The sequence below is a fragment of the Promicromonospora sp. NPDC060204 genome, from assembly GCF_042728455.1.
Classification (GTDB): Bacteria; Actinomycetota; Actinomycetes; order Actinomycetales; family Cellulomonadaceae; genus Promicromonospora.
On the sequence record NZ_JBHWZO010000210.1, the window covers coordinates 1 to 11,202 of the forward strand.

At 72.2% G+C, this 11,202-nt stretch carries 11 protein-coding genes; 6 read left to right on the forward strand and 5 right to left on the reverse strand.

Features of this window, described 5'->3' with window-relative positions; all coding sequences use genetic code 11:
- Positions 1 to 241, reverse strand: a 241-nt coding sequence (locus ACFWEJ_RS21830; RefSeq protein ID WP_377231288.1) for a hypothetical protein, incomplete at its 3' end; no start/stop codon positions are given.
- Between the two features lie 55 nt (positions 242 to 296).
- The gene (locus ACFWEJ_RS21835; protein WP_377231289.1) at positions 297 to 2,618 is read right to left on the reverse strand and encodes a hypothetical protein; all 2,322 of its coding nucleotides are present in this window, start codon (positions 2,616 to 2,618) and stop codon (positions 297 to 299) included.
- A gap of 252 nt (positions 2,619 to 2,870) precedes the next feature.
- Here ACFWEJ_RS21835 and ACFWEJ_RS21840 point away from each other — a divergent pair, with 252 nt between their 5' ends.
- Positions 2,871 to 3,632: a DUF427 domain-containing protein gene (locus ACFWEJ_RS21840; RefSeq protein ID WP_377231290.1), complete on the forward strand. Its 762-nt coding sequence runs from the start codon at positions 2,871 to 2,873 to the stop codon at positions 3,630 to 3,632.
- Between the two features lie 11 nt (positions 3,633 to 3,643).
- Here ACFWEJ_RS21840 and ACFWEJ_RS21845 read toward each other — a convergent pair whose 3' ends face one another.
- Both ACFWEJ_RS21845 and ACFWEJ_RS21850 read right to left on the reverse strand, forming a co-directional pair.
- Entirely contained in the window at positions 3,644 to 4,459 is an 816-nt protein-coding gene (locus ACFWEJ_RS21845; RefSeq protein ID WP_377231291.1) for an ABC transporter permease, read from the reverse strand.
- Between the two features lie 30 nt (positions 4,460 to 4,489).
- The gene (locus ACFWEJ_RS21850) at positions 4,490 to 5,452 is read right to left on the reverse strand and encodes an ATP-binding cassette domain-containing protein (protein ID WP_377231292.1); all 963 of its coding nucleotides are present in this window, start codon (positions 5,450 to 5,452) and stop codon (positions 4,490 to 4,492) included.
- A 165-nt stretch (positions 5,453 to 5,617) separates the two neighbouring features.
- On the opposite strand from ACFWEJ_RS21850, the gene ACFWEJ_RS21855 reads away from it, so the two are divergent.
- A complete protein-coding gene (locus ACFWEJ_RS21855) occupies positions 5,618 to 5,989 on the forward strand; it encodes a hypothetical protein (protein WP_377231293.1) in 372 nt (123 codons plus the stop codon).
- 3 nt (positions 5,990 to 5,992) lie between these two features.
- Here the strand turns inward: ACFWEJ_RS21855 and ACFWEJ_RS21860 are convergent, their stop codons facing one another.
- Positions 5,993 to 7,318, reverse strand: a complete 1,326-nt coding sequence (locus ACFWEJ_RS21860) for an amidohydrolase family protein (RefSeq protein WP_377231294.1) — start codon at positions 7,316 to 7,318, stop codon at positions 5,993 to 5,995.
- 127 nt (positions 7,319 to 7,445) lie between these two features.
- Here ACFWEJ_RS21860 and ACFWEJ_RS21865 point away from each other — a divergent pair, with 127 nt between their 5' ends.
- From ACFWEJ_RS21865 to ACFWEJ_RS21880, 4 genes are all read left to right on the forward strand, one after another.
- Positions 7,446 to 8,018, forward strand: coding sequence for a TetR/AcrR family transcriptional regulator (locus ACFWEJ_RS21865; protein ID WP_377231295.1), 573 nt, complete (start codon positions 7,446 to 7,448; stop codon positions 8,016 to 8,018).
- Between the two features lie 187 nt (positions 8,019 to 8,205).
- Positions 8,206 to 9,246: an SGNH/GDSL hydrolase family protein gene (locus ACFWEJ_RS21870; RefSeq protein WP_377231296.1), complete on the forward strand. Its 1,041-nt coding sequence runs from the start codon at positions 8,206 to 8,208 to the stop codon at positions 9,244 to 9,246.
- A gap of 140 nt (positions 9,247 to 9,386) precedes the next feature.
- Complete coding sequence (locus ACFWEJ_RS21875; protein ID WP_377231297.1) at positions 9,387 to 10,565, forward strand: SLC13 family permease; 1,179 nt, start codon at positions 9,387 to 9,389, stop codon at positions 10,563 to 10,565.
- A 58-nt stretch (positions 10,566 to 10,623) separates the two neighbouring features.
- Complete coding sequence (locus ACFWEJ_RS21880) at positions 10,624 to 11,157, forward strand: DUF2071 domain-containing protein (RefSeq protein WP_377231298.1); 534 nt, start codon at positions 10,624 to 10,626, stop codon at positions 11,155 to 11,157.
- Positions 11,158 to 11,202 lie beyond the last annotated feature (45 nt).

Below are 11,202 nucleotides of genomic sequence, written 5' to 3' on the forward strand. Positions count from 1 at the left end.
GCCACGGCCACGTGGCCCGTACCGGCGCCCGCCCGGCACCCGCGACCTCGATCTCCAGGTCGCCCTCGACGAGATTCAGCCGGGCGCTGACGGTTACGGGGCCGCCGGTAGCGACGAGCTCGACGTCCGCGAACACGATGCGGTCGAGCGGGACGGAGGCCGCGGTGGGCCGGAGCCGCAGCTCCAGCCCGCCGCCGCCCCTGCCGCCGCCCTTGCCGCCGCCCTGAACTGTGTCTGTCACGGTGTCGATCCTTCCCGTGTCGATCCTTCCCCCGCGCGGCTCACGTGTCGCCCGGTCAGCGGCCCTGGGGCTCGGTGAAGTCCGCCGCGACGCGCTGCGCGGCGGCGAGGTCCTTCCCCGCGGCCGTGCGGGCACCGCCCTTGGCCCGCGACTTCAGCGCCGCGATCGTGTCGGCGACGACCGGGGCGTTCTTCTCGGTCGGGCTCGCGACCGTGACCGCGAGCGCCGCCGCGCGCTCCGCCGTCCGCCCGGAGACCGCCAGGTCGAGGAAGCGCGCCGCCTCGTCCGGGGCCGCCGCCCGCACGTCCTGGGCGCGGACGTCCGTGAACGAGCGGGTGAGCGAGTTCGCGAGGACGAGGGCCCCCACGGCTCCGGTGTCGGTGTCGCTGTGCTGCTCGGCGAGGTCGGTGAGGACCGCCCGGGCCGAGGCGTCGGTGGCGAAGTCGCCCAGGGCGATGGCCCGCCCGACGCCGGGCGTCAGGGTCTTCGCGCTGATGTCGACCTCGGCGGCGGTGGCCGGGCCCCGGACATCGACCGTGACGGGCGCGGAACGCACCGTGGTCAGTGGGTCCACCTCGAGCTGCGCGGCGACGGTGTGCCGGCCGGGTTCCGTGAACGTGACGCCCTGGTTCGTGAAGAACACCTGGACGTGGTTGCGGACCGACTCCCCCGGCTGCAGCACGACCGTGGGGCGTGGGCCGCAGCCGATCGCGACGTCGACGAGGTGCTGCAGCGAGTGGTCGGGCGGCGTGTGCAGGAAGACGAGGTCGCCCTCCGACAGGTTGATCAGGGTCGTGACCGTCCGCGGCTGGTCCGACACGTTGGTCAGCGCGACCTCGGCCGTGACGTACTCGCCGACGTACGCCTGGGCGGGCATCGCGACGGTGAGCTCCAGGCCCTCGTCGCTCGTGTCGCCGCCGAGCCCGGCGACGTCGACCGGCGCCGGGAGCCCCGCCGACAGGTCGCCGTGCCCCCACCCGAAGTTCTTCCAGCCCGGGCGCACCTGCGGGTCGGGCGAGTGGATGAGCGACGTGCGGTCGTGGTCCGAGAACACGAACGCCGCGTTGTTCGGGTACGGGTTGGCCACGGTGGCGAAGCCGATGACGTCGCCCGTCTGGTTCATGATCTCGATGCCGATGCCCGGGTTGTGCACGTCGTGCTTGGGGTGCCACAGGTTGAACGCGTGCCCGGCCTCGTGCACGAGGGTGCGCAGGAACGCGGCGGGCACCTCGTCGAGCGGGCGTCCACGCGCCGGGGCCGCGATGACGGAGTCGTTGCCGAGCCGTACGTCGGCGAAGCCGGCGGCGCCCTCGCGGGGCACGGTGTCGTCGTCGAACATGATCCCGAACAGGCCGCCCTGCGACGAGCCGACGAACAGCCACAGCCGCCACCCCTCGCCCGGGACCGCCTGCCGGTGTCCCGTCATGAGGGTCGCGAGCTCGGCGTTGGTGAGGTCGGCGTCGTCCGGCACGTTGATCTCGTCCGTGACGACCGTGACGTCCCAGCCCGCGGTCGCGTAGACCGAGCGCACCGTGGCGGTCGCGCCCGAGCCGATCGTGGCGGACGCCGGGAAGACGCGGTTGACCATGGCGTCGACCTCGATGCGGCAGCCGCGGTACATCGGCGACGTCTTGCGGGCCGCGACGTTGGTGACGGTGCCGCCGATCGACAGCGTGCCCGTCATGCGCTGCGACGGGCCGAGGACCGTGGCGGCCGTCGCCACGACGAGCGGCCGGCGGCAGCTCAGCGTGAGGGTGCCCGTGTCGGTCGAGACGAACTCCTGCGTGGTGCGGTTCCACAGGTGCCGCACGATCTGCACGGTCAGCGTGCCGCCGGCGTAGGTGGCGCCGTTCGACCGGAAGTACCAGGAGTACTCCGACGCGGGAAAGGCGGGGTACCAGCGGAAGCTCAGCGACGGGATCTCGGCCAGGATCCCCGGGTCGATCCCCGTGGTGTCCTGTTCGTCGGCGCCGGGCCGGACGGCGGCTCCCGGCTCGCGGACGACGGCGCTCGCGAGGGGCCCCGGGTCGGGGATCGGGAACGGGCTCGGGATCGGAAGGCGAGGCTCGAGGACGGGCGGGAAGACCCGCCGGGAGTACATGTCGCCCGAGACGCGCAGCGACGAAGCCCCGACCTCGATGCGCATCGCACCGCGCACCTCCGGGCCGAACACCGTGCGGCGCTCCAGCTCCAGGAGCCACGAGCCGTCGAGCGTGCCGATGGGACACGGCCGGGTGAGCAGCTCCGGCCGGATGACGGGACCGACGACGAGCTGGCCGTCGGCGTCGAACGTGAGGGGCGCGGCGTGGTGCCCGTGGTGGTGCCCGTGGTGGTACTCAGCGGTGGCCTCGTCGCCGCATCCGCAGTCGTGGTCCATGGTCGTGTGCTCTCTCTCCCGACCGCGGACGCGGCCGCTGACAGGGAGGAGAGCCCGCGGGACGGCGCTGATGGCTGTGGCGCCCGAGTTCACCCGAAGATCACCCGGAAAGCGAGGGAAGCCAGGGAAGCCAGGGACCGACGATATCGGGTGAAATATTCCCGCCGTCCGCGGGGTTGGCGTCCGGGTGAGGTGCCCGCGGACGTGCTCGTACGCGATCGCGAGGGCGCGGCCGACGACGAGAGGTGAGCAGTGACCGACATCGTGCAGAACCCGTTCGCGATCCAGCCCGGGACGGTCCAGCGGGGGCTGACCCGGATCCGTGCGCTGAGCGAGGGCGAGGTGGTCGCCGACGCTGCCGCACCCCTGCTGGTGTGGGAGTACTCGTACGCGCCCCGGTACTTCTTCGCGCCCGAGGACGTCCGGGCGGAGCTTCGCCCGGCGGGCGAGGGTGAGCGCTCGCGCGTGCTCGGGCCGAGCGAGCTGTTCGACGTCGTGCTCGGCGACCGCGTCCTGATGCGCGCCGCGCAGCGGTATCCCGAGGCACCGACCGAAGACATGCGCGGCGCGTACACGCTGACCTGGACGGCCATGGACACCTGGCTCGAGGAGGACGAGGTGATCCACTTCCATGCCCGCAGCCCGTACGTGCGGGTCGACACCCTGCACTCCAGCCGCCACGTGCGGGTGGTGCTGGACGGCGAGGTCGTCGCCGAGTCGCACCGGCCGGTCGTCCTGACCGAGACCGGGCTGGTGCCCCGGTACTACCTGCCGCGGGTCGACGTCCGCATGGACCTCCTGACCCCGACCGACGCCGTGAGCTACTGCCCGTACAAGGGGACGGCGCGCTACTGGTCCGTGACCGCGGGCGACCTCAAGGTCCACGACGCCGTCTGGGGGTACGAGACCCCGCTGCGCGAGGCGGCAGGAGTTGCCGGGCTGGTCTGCTTCTGGCCCGAGAAGAGCGCCGACCTGGAGGTCTGGGTGGACGGCGAGCGGATCGGGCAGCCGTAGGTCCGCGCGAGTCAGGCGCGCGACGTGCGCCCCGCGAGCGCCCGGAACGCGACGGTGAAGCTGACCAGCGCGACCGCGGCGATCGACGCGGCCCCCTGCCACAGCGCCGTGCCGTCCCAGCCGTCCATGATCAGTGACCGCAGCGCCGCGAGCAGGTACGTGACCGGGTTGTAGACCGCGATGGTGGCCAGCCACCCGGTCAGCGCGTCCAGCGGGAGGAAGGACGTCGTCAGGAACGCGAACGGGAAGAAGAGCAGGAAGCTGGAGCTGACGGCGGCGGGGTTCCCGGTGCGCAGCGCGATGGCGTAGGGGAACCCGGTGAAGGCGAGACCCCAGAACCCGGCCAGCACCAGGAAGGCGAGCACGCCGGCAGCCCCCGTGGCGAACCGCACGCCGAGCGCGAACCCGAGCACCAGCACGGGGACCGACAGCGCGACGACCAGCACGAGGTCGGCCACCATCAGGCCCAGCAGCAGCGAGGTGCGGCGCATCGGCGTGAGGAGGAGCCGGTCGAAGTAGCCGCCGGTGATGTCCGTGACCAGCGCGCTCGCCCGGGAGATGCCGGTGACCGCGAAGACGATCGCGACGGGGATCTGGAACGCCTTGAAGTCGTCGATGCCGGCCATGGAGGCGACGTCGGACAGCGCCCCGACGTTGACGACGAAGAAGAAGAGCGGGATGACGAGCGCCGGGATGATCGCCTCCGGCTCCCGGGGGATCTGCCGCAGGGCCCGGATCGCGACCGACGAGAGGTCTCGCCAGAAACCGGCGGGGCGGCCGTGGACGGTTTCCTGCCGGACGTCCTGGGTTCGCGGTTCGGTGCTCATGGCCGTTCCTTCCTCATGACCATCCCTTCCTCATGGCCGCCCGGTCTCGTCGTCGTCACCGATCCGCTCGCCGGTGACCCGGAAGAACACGTCGTCGAGCGTGGGGCGCCGCAGCGCGAGCTCGCGGACCCGGATGCCCGAGCGGTCGAGCGCGAGCGCCACCGGGCTGATGGCCTGGGCGCCGTCCTCGACGGAGATCATCAGCCGGTGCGCGTCGACGTCGATGCTCCGGATGCCGCCGACGCCGGCCAACGCGGTGCGGGCCGAGCCGGGCCGGTCGGCGACGTCCACGACCACGACGTCGGTCCCGATGGTGCGCTTGAGCTCCTCGGGCGTGCCCTCGGCGACGATCAGGCCGTGGTTGATGATGCCGACCCGGCCGGCCAGGGCGTCGGCCTCCTCGAGGTACTGGGTGGTGAGGAAGACGGTCATGCCGAGGTCCCGGTTGAGCCGCCGGATCTCCGCCCAGACGGCCGCGCGGCTGATCGGGTCGAGCCCGGTGGTGGGCTCGTCGAGGAACAGGACCTCCGGATTGTGCACCAGCGCGAGCGCCACGTCGAGGCGGCGCTTCATGCCCCCGGAGTAGGTCGCGACCCGGTCGTCGAGGGCGTCGCCGATGTCGATGAGCTCGCGCAGCGCCGCGACCCGCTGCGCGGTCTCCCGCGTGGTCAGCCCGTAGAACCGTCCTTGCAGGCGCAGCATCTCCAGGCCGGTCTGCTTGTCGTCGAGCGCGGCCTCCTGCAGGGCCACGCCGATGCGCAGCCGGACGGCGGTGGCGTCGTCGACCACGTCGTGCCCGGCGACCTGAGCCGTTCCTCGCGTGGGTGCCAGGAGCGTGCAGAGCACCCGGGTAAGGGTCGACTTCCCGGCGCCGTTGGGGCCCAGGAACCCGTAGACCTCGCCCGCCTCGACGCGGAGGTCGACGCCGGCCACCGCCCGGTTGTCACCGAAGTGTCGTTCGATGCCGCGGGCCACGACTGCCGGTTCTGGCATGGCCGTTCCTTCCGCCCGAAGGCACCGCCGGTCGCGGACCGTCCCCCTGACGAACAGCGCTGCCGAAACAGCACTGCCGGACTGCACTGACGAACAGCGCTCCCACCACTGTCGCAGGCCCGGCCATGTACAGCGCGCCGAGGAGTACACCTTCGTTGTGCGCGCGTGGGCGACCAGCCAGGATGCCGCGGTCGGAGCCAGGCCGAGGACCTCCTGGCGGGCCTCGCGGCCGCTGCCGCCCAGGTACCCGGCGTGCCCGCGGGCCTGTTCGGGCACAGCCAGGCGGTTCGGTCCGTGCGCAACACCGTCCGCGCCCTGCCGGAGGTGGCCTGGGTCTGGGGAATCTCCTCGGATGTCACCGCAGAGCTGTGGGCCCGCCTCGTCCTGGTCGGCGCGTACGACCCGCTGCCGGCGGTGCGCTCGCTCTCCGTCCCGCTGCTGGCCGCCTTCGGCGGCGGCGACCACCGGATGACGCCGGCAGGAGCCGAGGGCGCGGCCGGCAGGACTCGTCGGTCGGTAGGACGCATCGGCTGGTAGGACTCATCGGCCGCCCGCAGCGAGCCGACGCGGCCCCTGGTCGGTCACGGCGTCCTCCGCGCGGGGCGCGAAAAGCGGTACGCCCCGCCGCCAGACCTGCCGGATGTTGAGGGTGTCGGAGATGCGCGCGGTGGGGTCGCCGTCGACGAGCAGGAGGTCCCCGCGGAGCGACTCGCGGATCCGTCCGCGGTCTGTGAGGCCGAACCGTCGCGCCGGGGTGGAGGTGGCGGCGCGCAGCGCTTCCAGCGGGGTGAGCCCGGCGCGGACGAGGAGCTGCAGCTCGTGGTGGACGCTCGCACCGTGCGCCATACCGCCGAACGCCGGCAGGGGGAACGACACGTCGGTGCCGACGAGAAGGTCGACGCCCGCGTCGTGGAGCGCCTTGACCGAGGCGAGGACGTCCTCCAGGCTCCCCTGCGGATACCTGTCGTAGCTGCTGCGGAGCGTCGCGGTCCACGCCTCGTCGAGCCGGGAGCTCACGCGCGGGTCCGCCGCGAGGTCCGTCGCCGGGGTGCCCATCATCGACGCGTTCAGGACCACGCAGGGCACGACGAAGGCGCCCGAACGGGCGACGGAGCGGATGATCTCCGGCGTGTGCGGCCGGTCCATGAAGAGGTGGACGAGGCCGTCGATCCCGCCCGCGACCGCCGACGCGGTCGCGTCGACCGTGAGGGTGTGGGCGACGGTCAGCAGGCCGCGCCGGTGCGCCTCCGCGACGCCGGCCGCGATCGTCGCGTCGCTCAGCAGCGGGAGTCCCGGGGCGCCCTCGACCGAGCCGTCGTCGATCATGAACTTGATGTAGTCGGAGCCCGCCGCCTGGAGCTGCGGGATGAAGGCGACGGCCTCCTCCGGGGTGGTCGAGAACGGCATCACGACGTCCGACCAGGACGATCCGCCGTCCTCACCGTCCGTGTCCTCCCACGGAGCCTCCTCGTCACCGGCGCCGTCGCCGTCGTGCCCGTCGCCGCCCATCAGCTCGCTGGGGTGACCGCCGGGGGGCGTGATGCCGAACCCTGCGGAGCGGACGTCGGCGACACGGTCGTTGCCCGTCACCTGCCCCCGCCGCGGCCGCGTGAACATGCCCTGCATCTCCAGCTCGGTCGTGACGCCGAAGGTGAGGGCGAGCTCGAGCGCCTCGACCGAGGTGTGCACGTGGGCGTCGATGAGCCCGGGCAGCAGGGTCGACCCGGCGGCGTCCACGACATCGGTCCCGTCCGGGACCGCTCCCCCGACCTGGAGGATCCGGGGCCCGTCCAGCACCACCACGCCGGCGTCGATCACCTCCTCGCCGTCGAACACGCGTGCGTTGACGATCGCAGTCCTGCTCATCTCGTCCTCCTCGCTGGTGTCACCCGTCGTGACTCGTAGGACGCTAGCACGGATTTCCGTAGTCACTACAGAATTCGAGTCGCACCAGAATTGGACTCGGTACGCGACGCGGTCTAGGATCGGGCGCATGGCAGCCGGAACCGGACTTCGCGCACGCAAGCGAGCACAGACCCGCCACGCCCTGCACGAGTCGGCCGTCGAGCTGTTCCTGGAGCGGGGGTTCGACGACGTGACGGTCGCCGAGATCGCCGAGGACGCCAACGTGGCCCTGACCACGCTGTTCACCTACTACCCGGACGGCAAGGTCGCCCTCGTCTTCGAGCAGGACGAGGACCGCGCCACCGCCCTCGTCGACGCCGTCCGGGAACGCCCCGCGGGGACCGACCCGCTGTGCGCCGTCGAGACGTTCATGGCGAGCCGGCTGCCCTTCGAGACCCACGACCGCGAGCGCAAGCGGCTCCTGGAGCTGATCTTCTCGACCCCGCAGCTGCGCGCGCACGTCCGGAAGAAGTGGACCGACTGCGAGGACGCGCTGGTCACGGTGCTCGCGGACGAGCGCCACGAACCCGCGGACGCCGCGGTGCGCGCCCTGGCCCGTCTCGTCCTCGAGAGCCCGGACATCGCGGCGCGCGAGAGCGCGCCCGGCGAGGCCCTGGCGATGATCTTCGCGAACCTCCGACGCGGCTGGCGATACGACTAACCCCCGCGACGCCGAGTCAGCTCGCTGGTCGGGCCACCCCGCTGTTGGGTCAAGCGATGGCACGCTACTGACTTCAACTTGAAGTATTCATGCGCCAGACATTGTGTAGGTCGGGTGAAATCTCCTATAAAGGTAGCGATCGAGTCACAACTGGCGTGGCTCGACGGACCCTTAGGGGAGCTGCCCCATGAAGCAACGTCTCTTCCGCGTCCTCGCCGCCCTGGCGGCGACAAGTCTTGTCACTGTCGGGCTGGTGACGACGCCGGCCCTGCCGTCGTACGCCGCCGGCGAGTCCTACGTCGCCCTCGGCGACTCCTACTCCTCGGGCACCGGCACCAGGACCTACATCAACGACGGCACCGAGTGCCTGCGCTCCACCTACGCCTACGCCAGCCTGACCGCGGCGGCCAAGGGCTACAGCCTCAACTTCCGGGCCTGCTCGGGGGCGGTCGTGGCCGACGTGACGAGCACCCAGATCAGCGCACTGGGCACGGGCACGAGGTACGTCACCATCTCGGTGGGCGGCAACGACGCCGGATTCGCCGACGTGCTCACCGAGTGCGCCCTTCCGGCGTGGGCCAGCGACTGCGCCGGGACGGTCGCCGCCGCCCGTTCGTTCATCTCCGGCACCCTTCCGGGCCGGCTCAACACGCTCTACGCGTCCATCAGGACGAGGGCGCCGAGCGCGAAGGTGGTCGTCGTCGGGTACCCGAAGATCTTCATGGGCGAGGACTGCAACCTGGCGACGTTCTTCAGCCCGGAGGACGAGACGGCGCTCAACAACGCCGTCGTGCACATCAACTCGGTCCTCTCGACGGCCGCCTCCGCCAGGGGGTTCACGTTCGTCAACCCGGTCAGCCGGTTCACCGGCCACGCCGTCTGCGACTCGACGGAGTGGATCAACGGCTTCTCCAACCCCGTCCAGGAGTCCTACCACCCCAACCGCCTGGGGCACGCCAACGGCTACCTGCCGCTGGTCAGCGGCGTGCTGACCGGCGCGAGCGTCGCCGCGACCGCCGCGGTGCTCGCCGAGGCGGAGGCAGACGCCGCGCAGCAGGCGAAGCTCCAGCAGAAGTACGCCGCGGCCGACCGCAAGATCAAGCCGAAGCTCTTCCAGCCCCCGACCAAGGCCAGGCTCGAAGAGCTGGCGAAGGAGAGGGGCGTCGACTTCGACACGTGGTGGGCCGGGGTCCAGCGTTCGGGCCGGGCCACCGCCCTGACCCAGTGACACCTCACGCAGTGACAGAGCCTGACGCAGCGACCGACCCTGACGCAGTGAGATACGACGTCTGACAGATTCCTGCCCGCAGGAGGGCGACCTGCTCCCCCGTGTCCGGCCGCCCTCCTGCGGATCCGTATGCTCAGCGCGTGAACGGCACGCGCACCCGACCTCGTCCGAGCACGTGGATCGTTCTCGCGATGGTCGTCCTCGCGGCCGCCTGCGTGCTGAGCGGCCTGCTGCCCGCGCCCGACGCCCGCGCCGTCGCCGCGCGCACCGCGCCCGTGCTCGGCTTCGTGGTGGCCATCACGATCGTCGCCGAGCTCGCGCGCGACGCGTCGGTGTTCGAGGTGCTCGCGCAGCTGCTGGGCCGCTGGGGCCGGCGGCGGATGGTCGTGCTGTGGGTCTGGGTGGTGCTGCTGGCGGTGCTCAGCACCGTGTTCCTGTCGCTCGACACCACCGCGGTCATCCTGACGCCGCTCGTCGTGCTGCTCGCGCAGAGCATCGGGATCTCGCCGCTGCCGTTCGCGCTGGCGACCATCTGGCTGGCGAACACGGCCTCGCTGCTGCTGCCGGTCTCCAACCTGACCAACCTGCTCGCCGCACCTGCGATGGGCGACCACCCCTCCGCGTTCCTCGCGCTGAGCTGGGCGCCGGCCCTCGTGGGCGTCGTGGTGCCCGTCGCGATCCTGACGGTCCGGTACCGGGGCGTCCTGTTCTCGACCTACCGGGTTCCCCCGCAGCGCGTCCCGTCCGACCCCGTGCTGTTCTGGGGCGCGGGCCTGGTGCTCCTGGTGCTGCTGCCGCTGCTTGCGCTCACACCGCACGTGTGGGTCCCCGCGACGGCCGCCGCCGTCGTGCTCGCCGTCCTGTTCCTCGTCCGACGGCGGAGCGCCCTGCGGCCCGCGCTGGTGCCGTGGCAGGCCCTCGGGATCGCCGCGTCGCTGTTCGTCCTGGTCGAGACGGCGCACGCCCACGGCCTCACGGCCCTGCTGACGTCGGTGACCGGCAGTGGCCACGGCGCGGGCGAGCTGCTGCGCGTCGCGGGGCTCGGGGCGCTGGCCGCCAACGGCATCAACAACCTGCCCGCCTACCTGGTGCTGGAGCCGATCGCCGCGGGCGACCCCGTCACGCTGATGGCTCTCCTGATCGGCGTGAACCTCGGCCCGCTGGTCACGCCGTGGGCGTCGCTGGCGACGCTGCTGTGGCACCAGCGCGTGGTCGCGCTCGGGGTCCCGGTCCCCTGGGGCCGCTTCGCCGCCTGGGGCCTGGTCGCCGCGGTACCCACGGTGGGCCTGGCCGCCCTGGCGCTGTCCGTCGTCGGCTGAGTCAGCGGATAGAGCCTTCTCCCCCACCCCGCTGCTCCCCCTTGGTACGTTCCTCCGCGTGACCTCGGAGAACGCACACCCCGAACCGCGGACCGGCCTGTTCCTCTCCGCCGAGTGGCGCAGGCTGCTCATGCTCAGCTACGAGATCGATCCGGACGCCCTGCGCCCGCTCGTGCCGCGCGGCGTCGAGCTCGACACCTGGGACGGCCGGCACCTCGTGAGCATGGTCGCCTTCCAGTTCCTCGACACCCGCCTGCTCGGCGTCCCCGTCCCCTTCCACCGCGACTTCGACGAGATCAACCTGCGGTTCTACGTGCGTCGCCGGGCGGACGACGGCTGGCGGCGCGGCGTCGTCTTCGTCAAGGAGATAGTGCCCCGGTGGGCGCTGGCCACCGTCGCCCGCGTCGTCTACGGCGAGAAGTACGTCGCGCGGCCCATGCGGCACAGGATCGACCTGCACGACGGCGAGGTCACCCCGGACGTCGAGCAGGTGTACGGCCGGCCGTTCGCCGAGAGCCTCGCCGCCGCACCGTTCTCGGCCTTCGTCGCGGACGGCTCGCCCGTCGTCGTCCGGCGGGGCGCCCGGCTCTGAGGCGCCGGCGCCCCCGCCGCGACCCGACCCGACCCCACCCCACCG